The sequence below is a fragment of the Pseudomonas sp. A-RE-22 genome, from assembly GCF_019956035.1.
GTDB lineage: Bacteria > Pseudomonadota > Gammaproteobacteria > Pseudomonadales > Pseudomonadaceae > Aquipseudomonas > Aquipseudomonas brassicacearum.
On record NZ_JAHBCZ010000030.1, the window covers coordinates 14,905 to 33,338 of the forward strand.

Below are 18,434 nucleotides of genomic sequence, written 5' to 3' on the forward strand. Positions count from 1 at the left end.
GTGTTGTTCGGTGGATATGTGTTGGGTCAGGCGAACAGTTCGCCCTGCAACTCATCGAGCAACGCCTGGATCGCATCCAGGCGCTGCTGGGGATCATCGAGTTGCAGCAGGTCGATCTTGTCCAGCTCATTGAACGGCAGCAGGTAAGCCAGTTGATTGGCCAGCGATTGCTGGCCGGTCGCTTCAGTGCCCATGTTCAGGGCCTCGACCATCGGGTGCTCGGCCAGGGCCTTGAGCAGCGCCACCAGGTCGGCGTCTTCCTCTTGCAGCGGTTGCTCCGGTTCTTCTTCCAGCCACTCGACTTCAGCGACCGTCAGTTGATCCGCCTGGACGCTGCTGTCATGGACGATAAAACGTCGCCCGCCCAGCACACGAATGCCCAGCAGACCATTGTCCTGCTGGGAAAAGTCGGTGATACGCGCTTCGCAACCGACCCGCGCGTAGCCCTCAGGCGCGATGCCGACTTCCTCGCCATCGAGGATGCACACCACGCCGAAGCCTTCGCCCTTTTTCATGCAGCGCCCGATCATGTCGAGGTAACGCGCCTCGAAAATCTGCAAATCGAGGATGCAACCGGGGAACAGCACGGTGTTCAACGGGAAAAGCGGCAAGCTCATAACCAGTTCCTTAAACCGTCATCGACACCACCAACGGCAGCAACACCGCCGTGGCCACGCCCATCAGACTCATCGCCAGCGCCGCAAAGGCGCCTGTCTCCTCGCTTTCCTGCAACGCCACCGACGTGCCCACCGCATGGGCCGCCAGCCCCAGGGCCATGCCCCGAGCTTCTGGGCTATGGACACCCAGCCTGGTCAGAATGCTCGGGCCGAGGATCGCCCCGAGCACACCGGTGATCAACACGAACACCGCCGCCATCGCCGCCACACCGCCGATCTGCTCGGCCACCAGCATGGCGATCGGCGAGGTCACGGACTTGGGCGCCATGGTCATCAGAATCATGTGCTCGGCACCAAAAGCCCAGCCCAACACCACTGCAGAGCCGGTGGCAAACACCCCAGCTATCACCAGCGTAGTAAAAATCGGCCAGAACAACTGCCGGATCCGTCGCAAGTTCAAATACAACGGCACGGCCAGGGCGACCGTGGCCGGGCCCAGCAGGATGCTGAGGATCTCGGTGCTCTTGCGGTATTCGGCATAGTCGATGCCGCAACCGACCAGCACGACGATCAACAGCACCATCGACATCAGCACCGGTTGCAGGAACACCCAGCGGGTCTTTTCGAACGCCGCCAGTACCAGTTGATAGGCGCCCAGGGTAATGCCGATGCCAAACAGCGGATGGTGGATCACCGAGGTCCAGGCACCTTGCCAGTCGAGCATCATTGACTGTCCTCCGGAGCGGCGATGTGACGCCGGGCCAGGCGCTGCATCAGCACCCCTGTCAACGCCACGGACAGCACCAGCGATAAGGTCAACGCGCCGACGATGGCCCAGAAATCGGCGGCAATCGCCCGGGCATAGACCATCACCCCCACTGCGGGCGGCACCAGCAGCAATGGCAGATAACGCAGCAGGCTGCTGGCGGCCAGGTTCAGCGGCTCGCTGACTTCGCCGCGCACCACCAGATAACCGAGCAACAGCAGCAGGCCAATGATCGGCCCCGGCAACACCGGCAAGAACAAATGATTGATTGCAGTGCCCAGCAATTGAAACAGCACCAGCCAGGTCAGGCCCCGTAGCAACATCCGCTCTCTCCCCTGCAACACTTACTCAAAGAATGCGCCGGCATTATAAGCATGCCCACGCTATGGGTCGGCATTCGTAAAAAGCATGTTCGGTGACCTTACTTGCGCGCCATGTTGATCTACAGTGGTTCTCCGGGGATGCCGATCCCCGCTCCAGAAAAAGTAAAACAGATGAACCCAAGGAGAGTCTCAATGCCCTACGTCCCCGTTGCAGCGCTCAAAGATTATGTCGGCAAGGAACTTGGACGTTCCGAATGGCTCACCATCGATCAGGAGCGCATCAACCTGTTCGCCGAAGCCACTGGCGACTTTCAGTTCATCCACGTCGATCCGGTCAAGGCCGCGCAGACCCCGTTTGGCAGCACCATCGCCCACGGTTTCCTGTCGCTGTCGCTGATGCCCAAGCTGATGGAAGACATCCTGATCCTGCCCGAGGGCGTGAAGATGGTCGTCAACTACGGGCTGGACAGCGTGCGCTTCATCCAACCGGTGAAGGTCGATTCCAAGGTGCGGCTCAAGGTCGACCTGGTGGAAGTCACCGAGAAAAAACCTGGCCAATGGCTGCTCAAGGCCACCGCCACACTGGAGATCGAAGGTTCGGAAAAACCGGCCTACATCGCCGAGCCGCTGTCGCTCTGCTTCGTGTAAACCTGCGCGGTCGCGAAACCGCTCAGGCAGTTTCGCATCGCTTCTCTGTATCCAAGGGGCATAGCTGCGGCATACTCGTGGCCTGATGACCTGGATCCCGTTATGCGCTTATTCGTCCCACTGACTCTGACCCTGCTGCTCACCGCCTGTGGCAACGGCGAATCGCCGCTGCCTCCCGACGCGCGCCTGCCCGACGGCGGCCGCTATCGCGGCGACCTGGTGGACGGGCTGCTGCAAGGCCAGGGGCGCATCGATTACCCCAATGGCAGCTGGTACGCCGGGCAGTTCGACAAAGGCCAGTGGCACGGCACCGGGGAATGGCATGGCAGCAATGGCGAGGTCTATCGCGGCCAGTTCGAGCAAGGCCTGTTCCACGGCCAGGGCAGCCTGACCACACCGACCAGCAGCTACACCGGAGGCTTCAAGCTGGGGCGCCGGGACGGTGAAGGAACGCTCAAGGAAAACGGCATGACCTACCGGGGCGAGTTCAAGGCCGACCGTTATTCCGGCCTCGGACGCCTGGAACTCGACGACGGCAGCCAGTACCAAGGCCCGTTCGCCAACGGCAAGCCCAACGGTGAAGGCCAGCGCTTCGACGCCAGCGGCAACCAGTTCACCGGCAATTTTGTCGATGGGCAACTGCAGGGCAAGGGCACCTTCAACAGTGCCGATGGCGATGTCTACATCGGCGGCTTCAAGAACAACCAGCTCAACGGTCGCGGGCGCTACGAAAATGCCGACGGCGATGTCTGGATCGGCCGGTTCAAGGACGGCGCGCTGACCGGCAAGGGCGAACTGATCGGTGCCGACGGCAGCCACTATCTCGGTCAATTCAATGATTGGCGCTTTACCGGCGAGGGCCGCCTGAACCTGCCTGACGGCAGTTTCTACGTCGGCCAGTTCGAAAGCGACAGTTACCACGGGCGCGGCACCCTGGTGCTGACCGACGGCACCGTGCAAAGCGGCACCTGGGCCAACGGCCAACGGGTGCGCGACGCGGACGGCAGGCTGCTGCCGGATGTGCTCGAACTCGGCGTGCTGGCCCAAGGCCGCCTGCTGGACGACGCCCTCGCCAACATCCCGGCCTCGACCCCGGCGGTGGAGCTGTACAGCCTGACCCTGGGCGGCGACGGCAAGCAAAGCGTGTTCCTGCGCGAATCCGACTATGTCGCCAACATGCTCGCCAGCCGTTTCGGCGCGTTCGGGCAGATTCGCCTGGTCAACCACCGCGATCACCTCGGCGACCGGCCCATGGCCAGCCGCGAAAGCCTGCGCCGCGCCGCCGCCACCCTGGCCGAGCGCAGTGGTCCGGAAGACCTGATTTTCATCTACCTGACCAGCCACGGCACCAGCGAGCATGAGCTGGTGCTCGACCAGCCGCGCATGGAACTGGCCGACCTGCCCGCCGATGAACTGGCCGTGGTGCTGGCGCCACTGAAGAACCGCGACAAGATCGTAGTGATCTCGGCCTGTTATTCCGGCGGCTTCATCCCGGCACTCAAGGATGAACGCACCCTGATCATGACCGCTTCACGGGCCGACCGGGTGTCCTTCGGCTGCTCCGAGGAAGCCAACTTCACCTATTTCGGCGATGCGCTGTTCGCCCAGGCATTGAACCAGACCGACGACCTGGAGCAGGCCTTCAAGCGAGCCAAGGCCACCGTTGCCGAGCGCGAACAGGCCGACAACTTCGAAGCGTCCGAACCGCAGATGTGGGCGCCGAGGACGGTCCTTTCCCACTGGCAACTGCTGCGCAAACAGCAGGCACGTAAAGCATTGCAAAGTGCTGCATTGAACGACGAGGCCACAAAGAGCAACTAAGCTGAACCGTATCAAGGGGGAAACACTATGTACTTGACGCCTCAGCATGTTTTGCTCGCCGGTGCTACCGGGCTGACCGGGGAACATCTGCTGGACCGGCTGCTCAACGAGCCGACCATCACCCGCGTATTGGCGCCTTCACGCCGGCCACTGGCTGAACATCCACACTTGGAAAACCCGGTTGGGGAACCGGCCCAGGTGCTGCCACAACTCAGTGGCCAGGTGGACATCGCCTTCTGCTGCCTCGGCACGACCATCAAGAAAGCCGGCTCTGAAGCAGCCTTCCGCGCGATCGACCTGGACCTGGTCGTGGCGTTTGCCAAGCGCGCCCGGGAACTGGGCGCACGGCACCTGGTGGTGATCAGCGCGCTGGGGGCCGACGCCAAGTCATCGATCTTCTACAACCGGGTCAAAGGTGAAATGGAGGCGGCACTCAAGGCCCAGGGCTGGCCGCAACTGACCATTTGCCGGCCTTCCCTGCTGCTGGGCGACCGCGTCGAACCGCGCCTGGCCGAGCAACTGGCTGGCCCCTTGTCGAAGCTGATCCCAGGCAAGTACCACGGCATCGAAGCCTGCCAACTGGCCCGGGCCATGTGGCGTCTGGCGCTGGAAGAGCAGGATGGGGTGCGGGTGGTGGAGTCGGATGAGTTGCGCAAGCTCGGCAAATAGTCATGTGGTGCCTAGTCGGACGCCTTCGCGAGCAAGACAGTTGCTCCCACATTCGACCGCATTCCTTCTGGAGGAACACGATCACCTGTGGGAGCGGGCTTGCTCGCGAAGGGCGCGCCACCAATCCAAAGCCAAGCACTTATCGTGGGTGCTACAACCCCCCTGTAGCCTGAAACCCCACACCTATCGCGGTAAACAACGACAACGGCAACAACAAGGTATCGAGCAGCGCACTGCCCGGCAGATCGAGACCCGGGTAGCTCGGCGCCTCGGCGCCAAAGCGGTCCTTGGCGCAGCAGCCACCGTTGAGGGCGTACAGATCCAGGCGTGTTCCGGCGTACACCACCGGCGCACCAGGCTTGGCGGCGTCGAGGGTGCGGGCCGTGGCGCAGCCGGTCAGCTGCAGCGCCAACAGCACGATCAGCAGCTTATTCATCGCTGCTCAAATGATGTTCGCCCCAGCGCGGCAACATGTCCTGGGGAATGTTCAGCAGATTGAGGATCCGGGCGACGACAAAATCGATCAGGTCATCAATGGTCTGCGGCTGGTGATAGAAACCCGGCGAGGCCGGCAGGATGCTCACGCCCATGTTCGACAGCTTGAGCATGTGCTCCAGGTGAATGCTCGAATACGGCGCTTCCCGCGGCACCAGGATCAACTGGCGGCGCTCCTTGAGCGTGACGTCCGCCGCCCGTTCGATCAGGTTGTTGCAGGCCCCGGTGGCAATCGCCGAGAGCGTCCCGGTGGAACACGGCACCACCACCATGGCCGCCGGCGCGCCGGAGCCCGAGGCCACCGGCGACATCCAGTCTTCCTTGCCATACACGCGAATCTGCCCCGCCGCCGCACCGGTGTATTCAGTGAGGAAGGCCTGCATCATCTGGGTCTTGGCCGGCAGGGTCACATCGGTCTCAGTGGCCATCACCAACTGCGCGGCCTTGGAGATGAGGAAATGCACCTCGCGGTCTTCGCGCACCAGGCAATCGAGCAGGCGCAAGCCGTACTGGGCGCCGGACGCACCGGTCATCGCCAGCGTGATGCGTTCCGGACCATTGCTCATTTCAGCGCCTCGGCCAGTTTGCCGTGCAGGCCGCCGAAGCCGCCGTTGCTCATGATCACCACGTGAGTGCCGGGCTGGGCCTGGCTCTTCACGCGCTCGATGATGCCTTCCAGCGAATCGCTGACAATCGACGGCACCGTGCACAGCGCCGCAGTGGCACCGAGGTCCCAGCCGAGGTTGGCCGGTGCGTACCAGATCACCTGGTCGGCATCGACCACGCTTTCCGGCAGGCCGTCACGGTGCGCGCCGAGCTTCATGGAGTTGGAACGCGGCTCGATGATCGCAATCAGCGGCGCATCGCCGATGCGCTTGCGCAACCCGTCGAGGGTGGTGGCGATGGCGGTCGGGTGGTGGGCGAAGTCGTCATAGATGGTGATGCCGCGCACTTCGGCGACCTTTTCCATCCGCCGCTTCACGCTCTTGAACGCGCTCAACGCGGCAATGCCCATGGATGGGACTACGCCGACATGCCGAGCCGCCGCCAGGGTCGCCAGGGCATTGGCAACGTTGTGCTGGCCGGTCATGTCCCACTCGACCACGCCTTGGGACACGCCTTCGAACATGACCTCGAACTGCGAACCGTCATCCTTGAGCAACTTCACCTGCCACTGCCCACCCGCGCCGGTGGTTTGCACCGGAGTCCAGCAGCCCATCTCGATCACGCGCTGCAAGGCCGGTTCGGTGGTCGGGTGAATCACCAGGCCTTCACTCGGGATGGTGCGCACCAAATGGTGGAACTGCCGCTCGATGGCCGGCAGATCGGGGAAGATGTCCGCATGATCGAACTCAAGGTTGTTGAGGATCGCGGTACGGGGACGGTAGTGGACGAATTTCGAGCGCTTGTCGAAAAACGCGCTGTCGTATTCGTCAGCCTCGATCACGAAGAACGGCGTGCCACCCAGGCGCGCCGACACCGAGAAATTCTGCGGCACGCCACCGATCAAAAAGCCCGGGCTCATGCCCGCGTGCTCCAGCACCCAGGCGAGCATGCTGCTGGTGGTGGTCTTGCCGTGGGTGCCGGCCACGGCCAGGACCCAACGGCCCTGCAGCACGTGATCGGCCAGCCACTGCGGCCCGGACACGTACGGCAGGCCTTTGTTGAGCACGTACTCCACCGCCGGGTTGCCACGGGACATGGCGTTGCCGATGACCACCAGGTCCGGCGCCGGGTCCAGTTGCGCCGGGTCGTAGCCTTGGGTCAGCTCGATGCCCTGGGCCTCCAGCTGAGTGCTCATCGGCGGGTAGACGTTGGCGTCGGAGCCGGTCACGTGATGGCCCAGCTCCTTGGCCAGGACCGCCATCGAACCCATGAAAGTGCCGCAAATACCGAGAATATGGATGTGCATAGTCGACCTCGTAAAACATGGCCGCAGGTTAGCCTAGGGAGGGGGAAATCGCACCTTGTGTTTCGAATCTGATCGTTCCCACGCTCCGCGTGGGAATGCAGCCCGGGACGCTCTGCGTCCCTGGAAGCCGAACGCGGAGCGTCCGCAGAGGCATTCCCACGCGGAGCGTGGGAACGATCGTCACGCGGTTATCGGGCAATCGCGTGCTTGCGCAGCTTGCGGTAGAGGGTATTGCGGCTGATCCCCAGTTGTTCCGCCGTGTGGGTCATGTGCCAGCGCTGGCGCTCCAGCGCATCGAGCAATGCCAACCGTTCGGCATCCTCCAGCGGCCGCTCCGCCACCGTTTCAACCAGCACAATCGACGGACGCTGGCGGATCATCGCCGGCAAGTCCTCCAGCCCGATCCGCCCGCCGTCGCACAGCGCGGCAAGGGTCCGCAGCACGTTGCGCAATTGCCGCACGTTGCCCGGCCAGTCGAACCCCAGCAACGCCTGGCGCGCCGGTTCGTCGATGGACACCGTCTCGGCCCCGCTCTCTTCCGCCAACAGAAAATCCAGCAACTGCGACTTGTCGCTGCGCTCGCGCAACGCCGGCAACGGGATTTCCAGGCCGTTGAGCCGGTAGTACAAATCCTCACGAAAACTGCCGTCCTGCACCCGATCCAGCAACTGCCGGTGAGTGGCGCTGATGATGCGCACGTTCACCGCCTCGGGCTCGCCGCCGATGGGCACCACTTGGCGATCCTCCAGCACCCGCAGCAAGCGGGTCTGCAAGGCCAGGGGCATGTCGCCGATTTCATCGAGGAACAGCGTGCCGCCGTCAGCTTGTTGCAGCTTGCCACGCATGCCTTCCTTGCGCGCGCCGGTGAAGCTGCCGCCGCGATAACCGAACAGCTCGCTCTCGATCAGGCTTTCCGGGATGGCCGCGCAGTTGAGGGCGACGAAATGCTTGCCGGCGCGCTGGCTGGCGTGATGCACGGCCTTGGCAAACGCCTCCTTGCCGGAGCCGGTTTCGCCCTGAATCAGCAGCGGCACATCGCGCTCGAACACCCGCAGCGCCTTGCGAAAATGTTCCTGCAACGCCGCATCCCCCAGGCAGATGCCCGGCAGCCGCGCGGGCTCGATAATCTTGAGCGCTGGCGCAACCGGCACCGGCACGCTGCGCGGCTGCCCACGCAGCACGGCGAACAAATGCCGGCCGTCACGGGTGCGCAGCGGCCAACTCGCACTGGCATTTACACTCGCGCGGCCGAGCAATTCGTCCAACGAACAGTCGAAAAAGTCCCCCACCCGCTGCCCCAGCAAGCTGCCGCGAATATGCCCCAAGAGGTTCAGCGCACTCTGGTTGACGGCGCTGATCCGCCCTTCGCCGTCGAACGCCATCAGGCCTTCGCTGAACAGCCCCACGGACTCAGCCTGCAGATGGAAGCGCAGCAGCCATTGATTGTCGAAGCAACGCAGGAAGTAGCAGCTCTCGATCATCTTCGCCGAGAGATTGACCAGGGCCATGGTGTGGAACTGGCTCTGGCGCGACACGTCCGGCCGGGCCGAAGACACGTCGAGCACCGCCAGCAGCTCGCCCTGGGGGTCGAAGACCGGGCTGGCCGAGCAGGTCAGGCCGGTGTGGCGGCCGCGAAAATGTTCTTCCTGGTGGATGGTCAGGGCCTGGCGCTCCACCAGGCAGGTGCCGATGCCGTTGGTGCCTTCGCAGGCTTCGCTCCAGTCGGCGCCGAGCCAGAGGCCGGCCCGTTCGAAAATCTTCCGTTCGCTGGGGGCGGTGACGCAGTTGAGGATCACGCCCCGGGCGTCGGTCAGCAACACCGCGTGGCCGGCGCCGGAGAGTTGCTGGTGCAGGCTGGTCATTTCACTGCCGGCGATGTGCAGCACCTGTTGCAAGCGCTCGCGGCTTTCCAGCACCCGGCCATGTTCGAGCACCGTCGGCGCCAGGTTCTGGGCCGGGTCGAGGTGATAGTCCTCGAGGCAGCGCAACCAGGAACGGGCAATCGACGGATCGCTGCCAGGGCCCTGCAAATGGGCCTTGCCCTGGGTGACCGTCAGGACTTGCTGGGCATGGCGACTCAAATGGTTGCTGTGCATTTCTTATTGTTCTCCCCGAAGGTTGCGGCCTGCTGGAGCAACTGTCGAACCTGGCCCCTGTGGGAGCAAGGCTTGCCCGCGATGAACGATGACGCGCAGGTCAGTTGAACCGCGTCGTGGCTATCGCGGGCAAGCCTTGCTCCCACAGACCTTGCCCCCACAGACCTTTGTTCCCGCAGGAGCTGTGCTGAATGTTCAGCATCCTCCAGCCCAACCGCCTTTGCAATGCTGGCGCGACCTGTCAGTCACAGACTGTCTCGCATCTGGCACAAACTGTCACACCCGCTGTATCGCAAGCGTCACACAACCCATCCGTTTGTCCGACCAACTCCTCCTAAAGTCTTGATTTACGGGCCCTGCAAGGCAATGGCCCAACCTTTGCTCTAGGCTTAATTACCGGCGCTCAATTTTGCGCGGCCCTCCCGTATAAGCACAAAAGCCAAGGAGAACTCATCATGCGTTACGCTCACCCCGGTACTGAAGGCGCTATCGTTTCGTTCAAGAGCAAATACGGTAACTACATCGGCGGCGAGTTCGTCGCGCCTGTCAAAGGTCAGTACTTCACCAATACTTCCCCGGTCAATGGCGAGGTCATTGCCGAATTCCCGCGCTCCACAGCCGAAGACATCGAAAAGGCCCTGGATGCCGCCCACGCTGCCGCTGATGCCTGGGGTGCCACGTCGGTCCAGGCCCGTTCGCTGATCCTGCTGAAAATCGCCGACCGCATCGAAGCCAACCTCGAAGTGCTGGCGATCACCGAATCCTGGGACAACGGCAAGGCCGTGCGTGAAACCCTCAACGCCGACATCCCCCTGGCCGCCGACCACTTCCGCTACTTCGCCGGTTGCCTGCGGGCCCAGGAAGGCAGCGCCGCCGAGATCGACGGCAACACCGTGGCCTACCACATCCATGAACCGCTGGGCGTGGTCGGGCAGATCATCCCGTGGAACTTCCCGCTGCTGATGGCCGCCTGGAAACTCGCCCCGGCCCTGGCCGCCGGTAACTGCGTGGTGCTCAAGCCGGCCGAGCAAACCCCACTGGGCATCTGCGTGCTCATGGAGCTGATCGGCGACCTGCTGCCGCCCGGCGTGCTGAACGTGGTGCAAGGTTTCGGCAAAGAAGCCGGCGAAGCCCTCGCCACCAGCAAGCGCATCGCCAAGATTGCCTTCACCGGTTCCACCCCGGTGGGCTCGCACATCATGAAATGCGCCGCCGAGAACATCATCCCGTCTACCGTGGAACTGGGCGGCAAGTCGCCGAACATCTTCTTCGAAGACATCATGCAAGCCGAGCCGAGCTTCATCGAGAAAGCCGCCGAAGGCCTGGTACTGGCGTTCTTCAACCAGGGCGAAGTCTGCACCTGCCCATCCCGCGCGCTGGTGCAGGAGTCGATCTACGACGAATTCATGCAAGTGGTGATGAAGAAAGTCCTGCAGATCAAACGCGGCGACCCGCTGGACACCGAGACCATGGTCGGCGCCCAGGCGTCCGAGCAGCAATTCGACAAGATTCTTTCGTACCTGGAAATCGCCAAGGGCGAAGGCGCCGAGCTGCTGACCGGTGGCAAGGTGGAAAAACTCGAGGGCAACCTGGCGACCGGGTATTACATCCAGCCGACCCTGCTCAAGGGCACCAACAAGATGCGCGTGTTCCAGGAAGAAATCTTTGGCCCAGTGGTGAGCATCACCACCTTCAAGGACGAAGCCGAAGCCCTGGCGATCGCCAACGACACCGAGTTCGGCCTCGGTGCCGGCCTCTGGACCCGCGACATCAACCGCGCCTACCGCATGGGCCGGGCGATCAAGGCCGGTCGCGTGTGGACCAACTGCTACCACCTGTACCCGGCGCATGCCGCGTTCGGTGGCTACAAGAAGTCCGGCGTCGGGCGTGAGACGCACAAGATGATGCTCGACCATTACCAGCAGACCAAGAATTTGCTGGTGAGCTACGACATTAATCCGTTGGGGTTCTTCTAACCTGCGGGAAATTGCGCCCGGCTGATCGTTCCCACGCTCTGCGTGGGAATGCCTCTACGGACGCTCCGCGTTCGGCTCTTTGGGACGCGGAGCGTCCCTGGCTGTGTTCCCACGCAGAGCGTGGGAACAATCAAAATCAAACAACAACGCCGTCCCACCGCTCTGGCATGAGCCTTGCGTGCCCGCTCCACAGCAATCCCGAAAGTCCAACAGATCAAACAATAAAAAAGACAGAGAGGACTTATGACTTCTACCACTCAACTCAAACCCACACTCGGCACCCTGCATTTATGGGGCATCGCCGTCGGCCTGGTGATTTCCGGTGAATACTTCGGCTGGAGCTACGGCTGGGGCACCGCAGGGACCCTCGGGTTTCTCGTCACCGCCCTCATGGTGGCATTGATGTACACCTGTTTCATCTTCAGTTTCACCGAACTGACTACCGCGATTCCTCACGCCGGCGGGCCTTTCGCCTACAGCCGACGGGCCTTCGGCGAGAAAGGCGGGTTGATCGCCGGGATCGCCACCCTGATCGAATTCGTCTTTGCGCCCCCGGCCATCGCCATGGCGATTGGCGCCTACCTCAACGTGCAATTCCCCGAGCTGGACCCCAAGCTGGCGGCGGTCGGCGCGTACATCGTGTTCATGACCCTGAATATCCTCGGCGTCAGCATTGCCGCGGCGTTCGAGCTGGTGGTCACCGTGCTGGCGGTCGCCGAGTTGCTGGTGTTCATGGGCGTGGTCGCGCCGGGCTTCAGCTTCAGTAACTTCGTGCTCAACGGCTGGGCCGGCTCCAATGAGTTCAGCCTCGCCTCGATCCCGGGCATTTTCGCGGCGATCCCCTTCGCGATCTGGTTCTTCCTCGCCATCGAAGGCGCGGCCATGGCCGCCGAAGAAGCCAAGGACCCGAAACGCACGATTCCCCGCGCCTATGTCAGCGGCATCCTGACCCTGGTGTTCCTGGCCATCGGCGTGATGATCATGGCCGGCGGCGTGGGCGACTGGCGCACCCTGTCGAACATCAACGACCCGCTGCCCCAGGCCATGAAGGCCGTGGTCGGCAACAATTCAACGTGGATGCACATGCTGGTGTGGATCGGCCTGTTCGGCCTGGTGGCGAGTTTCCACGGGATCATCCTCGGCTACTCGCGGCAGTTCTTCGCCCTGGCCCGCGCCGGCTACCTGCCCCGTGGCCTGGCGAAGCTGTCGCGCTTCCAGACCCCGCACCGGGCGATCCTGGCCGGCGGCGTCATCGGCATCGCGGCGATCTACAGCGATGGCCTGGTCAACCTGCAAGGCATGACGCTGACGGCGGCGATGATCACCATGTCGGTGTTCGGCGCCATCGTCATGTACATCATCAGCATGCTCAGCCTGTTCAGGCTGCGTAAGACCGAACCTAACCTGGAACGCACCTTCCGCGCCCCGGGCTACCCGATCGTGCCGGGCATCGCGCTGTTCCTGGCGGTGGTGTGCCTGGTGGCGATGGCGTGGTTCAACACCGTGATCGGGCTGGTGTTCCTGGCGTTCATGGTGGTCGGCTACCTGTATTTCCAACTGACCGCCAAGCAACGCTCCGATGCACCGGCGGACGCTATGCTCACAGGTATCTGAAGTTGCACCGGCACCGGGCCGAGGGCCTGGTGCCTGCTATTTAAAAGTGCACACAGTTCCCTTCCTGTGTGGGAAAACTCTTGGGAAGGCTCTGTGGGAGGGGCTCTGTGGGAAGGACTCTGTGAGAAGGACTCTGTGGGAGCAAAGCTTGCTCGCGATAGCGGTGTATCAGTGGAGAATACTTTTCTGACACTCCGCTATCGCGAGCAAGCTTTGCTCCCACAAGGTTCTTCCACAAGGCTCTCCCACTGGGCTCTCTCACTGGGTTCTTCCACAGGGTTGGATCTGTGGTGTATTTGAGTATTTAGAGAACCAGGAGGACACCGCCCCATGGCCGCATTCGCCCATTCCGTCGGCGCCCAGACCTATCGCTTCGACAGCCTCAAAGACCTGATGGCCAAGGCCAGCCCGGCGCGTTCCGGGGATTTTTTGGCCGAGGTCGCCGCGCTCAACGATGGTGAGCGCGTGGCTGCGCAAATGGCCCTGGCCGACCTGCCCCTCAGCCATTTCCTGCAAGAAATGCTGATTCCTTACGAGGTCGACGAAGTCACCCGGCTGATCGTCGACACTCACGATAAACAAGCTTTCGCCACCGTCAGCCACCTCACCGTCGGCGGTTTTCGCGATTGGCTGCTCAGCGACGCCGCCGATGAACAGAGCCTGCGGGCGCTGGCCCCGGGCCTGACGCCGGAAATGGTCGCCGCCGTGTCGAAGATCATGCGCGTGCAAGACCTGGTGCTGGTGGCGCAAAAGATCCGCGTGGTGACCAAGTTCCGCGGCACCCTCGGCCTGCGCGGGCGCCTGTCCACCCGCCTGCAACCCAACCACCCCACCGACGAACCCGCCGGCATCGCCGCGAGCATCCTCGACGGCCTGCTCTACGGCAACGGCGACGCCATGATCGGCATCAACCCGGCCACCGACAGCACCGCCTCGATCTGCGCGATGCTGGAAATGCTCGACGCCATCATCCAGCGCTACGACATCCCCACCCAAGGCTGCGTGCTGACCCACGTCACCACCTCCATCGAAGCGGCGAACCGCGGCGTGCCCCTGGACCTGGTGTTCCAGTCCATCGCCGGCACCGAAGCGGCCAACGCCAGTTTCGGCATCAGCCTGAGCGTCTTGAAAGAAGGCTACGACGCCGGGCTCAGCCTGAATCGCGGTACCTTGGGCAACAACCTGATGTATTTCGAAACCGGCCAGGGCAGCGCCCTGTCAGCCAACGCCCACCACGGCGTCGATCAACAGACCTGCGAGACCCGGGCCTACGCCGTGGCACGGCATTTCAACCCGTTCCTGGTGAACACAGTTGTAGGGTTCATCGGCCCGGAGTACCTGTACAACGGCAAACAGATCATCCGCGCCGGCCTCGAAGACCACTTCTGCGGCAAGCTTTTGGGCGTGCCGATGGGCTGCGACATCTGCTACACCAACCACGCCGAAGCCGACCAGGACGACATGGACACCCTGCTGACCCTGCTGGGCGTGGCCGGGATCAACTTCATCATGGGCATCCCCGGCTCCGACGACATCATGCTCAACTACCAGACCACCTCGTTCCACGACGCCCTCTACGCCCGCCAGACCCTGGGCCTGAAACCAGCGCCGGAATTCGAAACGTGGCTGGCGAACATGGGCATCTTCACCCAGGCCGATGGCCGGGTGCGGTTCGGCGACAACCTGCCACCGGCGTTCCGTCACGCCCTCGCGCATTTGGGATGAGAGAACTGCCCATGGACAAAAAACCTGTCGACCCACAAAACCCTTGGCTGAACCTGCGCAACCTGACCCCGGCGCGCATCGCCCTGGGCCGCACCGGCACCAGCCTGCCGACCCAGGCGCAACTGGACTTCCAATACGCCCACGCCCAGGCCCGCGATGCCGTGCACCTGGCGTTCGATCACCAGGGCATTCGCGCCCAACTGAGCGAGCGCGGCCGTGAAAGCCTGCTGCTCCACAGCGCGGCGGCCGACCGACACAGTTATCTACAGCGTCCGGACCTGGGCCGACGGCTCGACGACGCCTCCGCGCAGATCCTGCAGGATTACGCGGCGGCCCACCCTGGCAGAGTGGATCTGGCCATCGTCGTGGCTGACGGCCTGTCGGCGCTGGCGGTGCATCGCCATACCTTGCCGTTCCTGGCGCGGCTGGAAGAGCAGATCGCTGCTGACGGTTGGTCTGTGTCGCCAATAGTTTTAGTGGAGCAAGGCCGCGTTGCCGTGGCCGATGAAGTGGCACAGCGGCTCGGCGCGAAAATGTCGGTGATCCTGATCGGCGAACGCCCCGGCCTCAGCTCCCCCGACAGCCTGGGGCTGTATTTCACCTACGCCCCCAAGGTCGGCCTGACCGATGCCTATCGCAACTGCATCTCCAATGTCCGCCTCGAAGGCCTGAGCTACGGCATGGCCGCGCACCGCCTGATCTACCTGATGCGCGAAGCCTGTCGCCGGCAGCTTTCGGGGGTCAATCTGAAGGACGAAGCCCAGGTTCACACTCTGGATTCGGAAAACGCTGCCGATATGAAAGGTAACTTCCTACTGGCGCCGCCCCGAAACTGATCCGTTTATCCGATTGCGTTTTTGATCCGCTTTCAGGCAGCATCAAAAGCACGGCAGCGCGATGTTGTTGTCTGAATATCTGTCGACCTTTGCAGACGAGACCTACCATGCGGATTATCCAAGCGACCCTGGAACACCTGGACCTGCTGACCCCATTGTTCGTCAAATACCGGGAATTCTACGGCTCCCTGCCCTACCCGGATTCGTCCCGAGCCTTTCTCGAAAAACGCCTGCGCCGCAAGGAATCGGTGATCTACCTGGCCTTGCCCGATGACGACGACAGCAAATTGCTGGGTTTTTGCCAGCTCTACCCAAGCTTCTCGTCGCTGTCGCTCAAGCGCGTGTGGATCCTCAACGACATCTACGTCGCCGAAGACGCCCGCCGCCAACTGGTGGCCGACAACCTGATCCGCACCGCGAAAAAAATGGCCAAGGAAACCAACGCCGTCCGCATGCGCGTCTCCACCAGCAGCAATAACGACGTGGCGCAGAAGACCTACGAGTCGATTGGGTTCAAGGAAGACACCGAGTTCAAGAACTACGTGTTGCCGATCAGCGAGGGGATCTGAGCCGTTCGGAGCAATGTTGGATGTGATGGTTGGGGACATATCCATTGCTGCGGTGATGGCGGCTTAGGGTTCCGCCCTGACGGCGGGTCACTTTCGAAAAGCGCGAAAGTAACCAAAGCGCTCATGCCCCACCACTTGGTGCCTCGCTTAGGCTCGGCATGCCCTCACTCCGGCATTGCTCCGTGGGCCCGCCGCGAAGGGCCCTCCATGGCCCAGCGCGGCTATCCCGGCATCCATGCCGGGATACCCACTCCACAATGCCTGCGTTCGGCCAGCGTGGTTAACGGGGCCCCAAGATCAACGTCCACCGCGAGGCGGCCTAACGGCCGACCTGACTCTCCCGGTCGTACACCCATCAGATCTGTTTGAGCAGGACCTGTGGGAGCAAAGCTTGCTCGCGATAGCGGTCCGTCAGGCAACATCAATACTGACTGTTCCACCGCCATCGCGAGCAAGCCCGCTCCCACACTGGTTTTGAGGCATGCACAAAAAACTAATACTCACCGCAATCCCCTGTGGGAGCGAGCTTGCTCGCGATAGCGGTAGTCCAGCTGCATCAATATCGAATGTGCCGCCATCTTCGCAAGCAAGCCCGCCCCCTCAAAGTGCTCCCCTGCCCACAGAACCACCGAAATCCCCCGCTACAAACTCAACACGCGCTTCACAATCCTCGCCGTATAATGCCGCTCTTCCCGGCTTGTAAGAAAAAGCTACACACTCTGTAGCCATACTCAAAGCCAGACCCACAAGCCTGCCGAGTCGGGCCGCCACCACAGGTGCTATGCATGGATTTCAATCCCCTCGACCTCATTCTGCATCTCGACGTCTATCTCGACATGCTGGTGACCAACTACGGGACGTGGGTCTACGCCATCCTGTTCCTGGTGATCTTCTGTGAAACCGGCCTGGTGGTCACGCCCTTCCTGCCGGGTGACTCGCTGCTGTTCATCGCCGGCGCCGTCGCCGCTGGTGGCGCCATGGACCCAGTCCTGCTGGGCGGCCTGCTGATGCTCGCGGCCATCCTCGGCGACAGCACCAACTACCTCATCGGCCGCACCGCCGGCGAAAAACTGTTTAGCAACCCCAACTCGAAAATCTTCCGCCGCGACTACCTGCAGCAAACCCACGACTTCTACGACAAACACGGCGGCAAAACCGTGACCCTGGCGCGCTTCCTGCCGATCATCCGCACCTTCGCGCCCTTCGTCGCCGGCGTGGGCAAGATGAATTACCTGCGCTTCTTCGGCTTCAGCGTCCTCGGCACCGTCCTCTGGGTCGGCGGCCTGGTGACCCTCGGCTACTTCTTCGGCAACGTGCCATTCATCAAGCAGAACCTGTCGCTGCTGGTCGTCGGCATCATCCTGGTGTCGCTGCTGCCGATGATCATCAGCCTGGTGCGCAGCAAACTGAGCCAGCGCGCCTCGAAAGCCCAACCACGCTGATCGCCATGTGGTCCCTGAGCAACTGGCGCCGCCGACGCACCCTCGCCAAACACCCCGTGGCCGAGGACACCTGGCAGCGAGTGCGGCAACAATTGAGCTTCCTCGACGGCATTAGCGCCGCCGAGGACCAATGGTTGCGGGAAGCCTGCGTACTGTTCCTGCACGACAAACACCTCACCGCCCTGCCCGGCGTCGAACTGCACCAGGAACAACGCCTGCTGCTCGCCGCCCAGGCCCAATTGCCGCTGATGCACCTGGGCGAACTGAACTGGTACCAAGGCTTCCACGAAATCGTCCTCTACCCCGACGACTTCCTCAGCCCCCAGCGCTACCGCGACGCCAGCGGCATCGAGCACGAGTGGGACGGCGAACACAGCGGCGAAGCCTGGCCCCAAGGCCCGATCATCCTCGCCTGGGACGGCGTGATGGCCAGCGGCGGCTGGGACGGCTACAACCTGGTGATCCACGAACTGGCGCACAAACTCGACATGCTCAACGGCGACGCCAACGGCCTGCCACCGCTGCACGCCGACATGCGCGTCAGCGACTGGGCCGACGCCATGCAACAAGCCTTCGACGACCTCGACCGCCAACTCGACCACAACCCCGACGCCGAAACCGTCATCGACCCCTACGCCGCGGAAAACCCGGCGGAGTTCTTTGCCGTCACCAGCGAATACTTCTTCAGCGCCCCAGACCTGCTGCACCAGGCCTATCCAAAGGTCTACGAACAGCTCAAGGCATTCTACCGCCAGGATCCGTTGGCCCGGCTGCGGCAACTTCAGGCCGAAGATCCGGTCTATCAGGCGTCATACTAAGGTCTCTACGACCCTGGTAACGTGGCAACAGCGGCTGAATATGCCTATAATCGCCGCCACTTTTTGGTCAATCCGACCAGTCATTTGGTCAACTAACGGGGGCACCG

At 62.7% G+C, this 18,434-nt stretch carries 17 protein-coding genes; 10 read left to right on the forward strand and 7 right to left on the reverse strand.

The window, feature by feature from the left end:
• Positions 1-26: 26 nt before the first annotated feature.
• Genes KGA89_RS15780 through KGA89_RS15790 form a run of 3 tightly spaced genes read right to left on the reverse strand, consistent with a single transcriptional unit; the run spans position 27 to position 1,706 of the window.
• Positions 27-617: an LON peptidase substrate-binding domain-containing protein gene (locus KGA89_RS15780; RefSeq protein WP_223472002.1), complete on the reverse strand. Its 591-nt coding sequence runs from the start codon at positions 615-617 to the stop codon at positions 27-29.
• Positions 618-627: 10 nt separating this feature from the next.
• Positions 628-1,344, reverse strand: coding sequence for an LrgB family protein (locus KGA89_RS15785; RefSeq protein WP_003205906.1), 717 nt, complete (start codon positions 1,342-1,344; stop codon positions 628-630).
• Positions 1,341-1,706 carry a CidA/LrgA family protein gene (locus KGA89_RS15790; protein ID WP_003205907.1) on the reverse strand — a complete coding sequence of 122 codons (366 nt, stop codon included), beginning with the start codon at positions 1,704-1,706 and terminating at the stop codon, positions 1,341-1,343. Before KGA89_RS15790 ends, KGA89_RS15785 begins: the two co-directional genes overlap by 4 nt.
• 192 nt (positions 1,707-1,898) lie before the next feature.
• Here KGA89_RS15790 and KGA89_RS15795 point away from each other — a divergent pair, with 192 nt between their 5' ends.
• The 3 genes from KGA89_RS15795 to KGA89_RS15805 all read left to right on the forward strand — a co-directional run bounded on the left by KGA89_RS15795 (position 1,899) and on the right by KGA89_RS15805 (position 4,844).
• Entirely contained in the window at positions 1,899-2,354 is a 456-nt protein-coding gene (locus tag KGA89_RS15795; RefSeq protein ID WP_003205908.1) for a MaoC family dehydratase, read from the forward strand.
• A gap of 102 nt (positions 2,355-2,456) precedes the next feature.
• A complete protein-coding gene (locus tag KGA89_RS15800) occupies positions 2,457-4,175 on the forward strand; it encodes a C13 family peptidase (protein WP_223472003.1) in 1,719 nt (572 codons plus the stop codon).
• A 27-nt stretch (positions 4,176-4,202) separates the two neighbouring features.
• Positions 4,203-4,844, forward strand: a complete 642-nt coding sequence (locus KGA89_RS15805) for an oxidoreductase (protein WP_003205912.1) — start codon at positions 4,203-4,205, stop codon at positions 4,842-4,844.
• A gap of 151 nt (positions 4,845-4,995) precedes the next feature.
• On the opposite strand, the gene KGA89_RS15810 is transcribed toward KGA89_RS15805, so the two are convergent.
• The 4 genes from KGA89_RS15810 to KGA89_RS15825 all read right to left on the reverse strand — a co-directional run bounded on the left by KGA89_RS15810 (position 4,996) and on the right by KGA89_RS15825 (position 9,347).
• Entirely contained in the window at positions 4,996-5,280 is a 285-nt protein-coding gene (locus KGA89_RS15810; protein ID WP_003205913.1) for a YceK/YidQ family lipoprotein, read from the reverse strand.
• Positions 5,273-5,905: a flavin prenyltransferase UbiX gene (ubiX, locus tag KGA89_RS15815; protein WP_003205914.1), complete on the reverse strand. Its 633-nt coding sequence runs from the start codon at positions 5,903-5,905 to the stop codon at positions 5,273-5,275. The genes KGA89_RS15810 and ubiX overlap by 8 nt, the downstream gene beginning before the upstream one ends.
• Complete coding sequence (gene mpl, locus KGA89_RS15820; RefSeq protein ID WP_003205915.1) at positions 5,902-7,251, reverse strand: UDP-N-acetylmuramate:L-alanyl-gamma-D-glutamyl-meso-diaminopimelate ligase; 1,350 nt, start codon at positions 7,249-7,251, stop codon at positions 5,902-5,904. Before mpl ends, ubiX begins: the two co-directional genes overlap by 4 nt.
• Before the next feature lie 188 nt (positions 7,252-7,439).
• Complete coding sequence (locus KGA89_RS15825) at positions 7,440-9,347, reverse strand: sigma-54-dependent Fis family transcriptional regulator (protein WP_223472004.1); 1,908 nt, start codon at positions 9,345-9,347, stop codon at positions 7,440-7,442.
• Between the two features lie 455 nt (positions 9,348-9,802).
• On the opposite strand from KGA89_RS15825, the gene KGA89_RS15830 reads away from it, so the two are divergent.
• The 7 genes from KGA89_RS15830 to KGA89_RS15860 all read left to right on the forward strand — a co-directional run bounded on the left by KGA89_RS15830 (position 9,803) and on the right by KGA89_RS15860 (position 18,327).
• Entirely contained in the window at positions 9,803-11,323 is a 1,521-nt protein-coding gene (locus KGA89_RS15830) for an aldehyde dehydrogenase family protein (RefSeq protein WP_003205918.1), read from the forward strand.
• 243 nt (positions 11,324-11,566) lie between these two features.
• Positions 11,567-12,937 carry an ethanolamine permease gene (eat, locus tag KGA89_RS15835; RefSeq protein WP_003205920.1) on the forward strand — a complete coding sequence of 457 codons (1,371 nt, stop codon included), beginning with the start codon at positions 11,567-11,569 and terminating at the stop codon, positions 12,935-12,937.
• 330 nt (positions 12,938-13,267) lie between these two features.
• Entirely contained in the window at positions 13,268-14,662 is a 1,395-nt protein-coding gene (locus tag KGA89_RS15840) for an ethanolamine ammonia-lyase subunit EutB (protein ID WP_003205921.1), read from the forward strand.
• 11 nt (positions 14,663-14,673) lie between these two features.
• Positions 14,674-15,498, forward strand: coding sequence for an ethanolamine ammonia-lyase subunit EutC (gene eutC, locus KGA89_RS15845; RefSeq protein ID WP_223472005.1), 825 nt, complete (start codon positions 14,674-14,676; stop codon positions 15,496-15,498).
• Positions 15,499-15,605: 107 nt separating this feature from the next.
• Positions 15,606-16,067: a GNAT family N-acetyltransferase gene (locus tag KGA89_RS15850; RefSeq protein WP_013694280.1), complete on the forward strand. Its 462-nt coding sequence runs from the start codon at positions 15,606-15,608 to the stop codon at positions 16,065-16,067.
• A gap of 785 nt (positions 16,068-16,852) precedes the next feature.
• Positions 16,853-17,509, forward strand: a complete 657-nt coding sequence (locus KGA89_RS15855) for a DedA family protein (RefSeq protein ID WP_003205927.1) — start codon at positions 16,853-16,855, stop codon at positions 17,507-17,509.
• Between the two features lie 5 nt (positions 17,510-17,514).
• Entirely contained in the window at positions 17,515-18,327 is an 813-nt protein-coding gene (locus KGA89_RS15860; RefSeq protein WP_003205930.1) for a zinc-dependent peptidase, read from the forward strand.
• Positions 18,328-18,434 lie beyond the last annotated feature (107 nt).

Coding starts and splice junctions, on each gene's coding strand:
- KGA89_RS15780 (WP_223472002.1), bottom strand. CDS start 617: ATGAGCTTGCCGCTTTTCCCGTTGAACACCGTGCTGTTCCCCGGTTGC.
- KGA89_RS15785 (WP_003205906.1), bottom strand. CDS start 1,344: ATGATGCTCGACTGGCAAGGTGCCTGGACCTCGGTGATCCACCATCCG.
- KGA89_RS15790 (WP_003205907.1), bottom strand. CDS start 1,706: ATGTTGCTACGGGGCCTGACCTGGCTGGTGCTGTTTCAATTGCTGGGC.
- KGA89_RS15795 (WP_003205908.1), top strand. CDS start 1,899: ATGCCCTACGTCCCCGTTGCAGCGCTCAAAGATTATGTCGGCAAGGAA.
- KGA89_RS15800 (WP_223472003.1), top strand. CDS start 2,457: ATGCGCTTATTCGTCCCACTGACTCTGACCCTGCTGCTCACCGCCTGT.
- KGA89_RS15805 (WP_003205912.1), top strand. CDS start 4,203: ATGTACTTGACGCCTCAGCATGTTTTGCTCGCCGGTGCTACCGGGCTG.
- KGA89_RS15810 (WP_003205913.1), bottom strand. CDS start 5,280: ATGAATAAGCTGCTGATCGTGCTGTTGGCGCTGCAGCTGACCGGCTGC.
- ubiX (WP_003205914.1), bottom strand. CDS start 5,905: ATGAGCAATGGTCCGGAACGCATCACGCTGGCGATGACCGGTGCGTCC.
- mpl (WP_003205915.1), bottom strand. CDS start 7,251: ATGCACATCCATATTCTCGGTATTTGCGGCACTTTCATGGGTTCGATG.
- KGA89_RS15825 (WP_223472004.1), bottom strand. CDS start 9,347: ATGCACAGCAACCATTTGAGTCGCCATGCCCAGCAAGTCCTGACGGTC.
- KGA89_RS15830 (WP_003205918.1), top strand. CDS start 9,803: ATGCGTTACGCTCACCCCGGTACTGAAGGCGCTATCGTTTCGTTCAAG.
- eat (WP_003205920.1), top strand. CDS start 11,567: ATGACTTCTACCACTCAACTCAAACCCACACTCGGCACCCTGCATTTA.
- KGA89_RS15840 (WP_003205921.1), top strand. CDS start 13,268: ATGGCCGCATTCGCCCATTCCGTCGGCGCCCAGACCTATCGCTTCGAC.
- eutC (WP_223472005.1), top strand. CDS start 14,674: ATGGACAAAAAACCTGTCGACCCACAAAACCCTTGGCTGAACCTGCGC.
- KGA89_RS15850 (WP_013694280.1), top strand. CDS start 15,606: ATGCGGATTATCCAAGCGACCCTGGAACACCTGGACCTGCTGACCCCA.
- KGA89_RS15855 (WP_003205927.1), top strand. CDS start 16,853: ATGGATTTCAATCCCCTCGACCTCATTCTGCATCTCGACGTCTATCTC.
- KGA89_RS15860 (WP_003205930.1), top strand. CDS start 17,515: ATGTGGTCCCTGAGCAACTGGCGCCGCCGACGCACCCTCGCCAAACAC.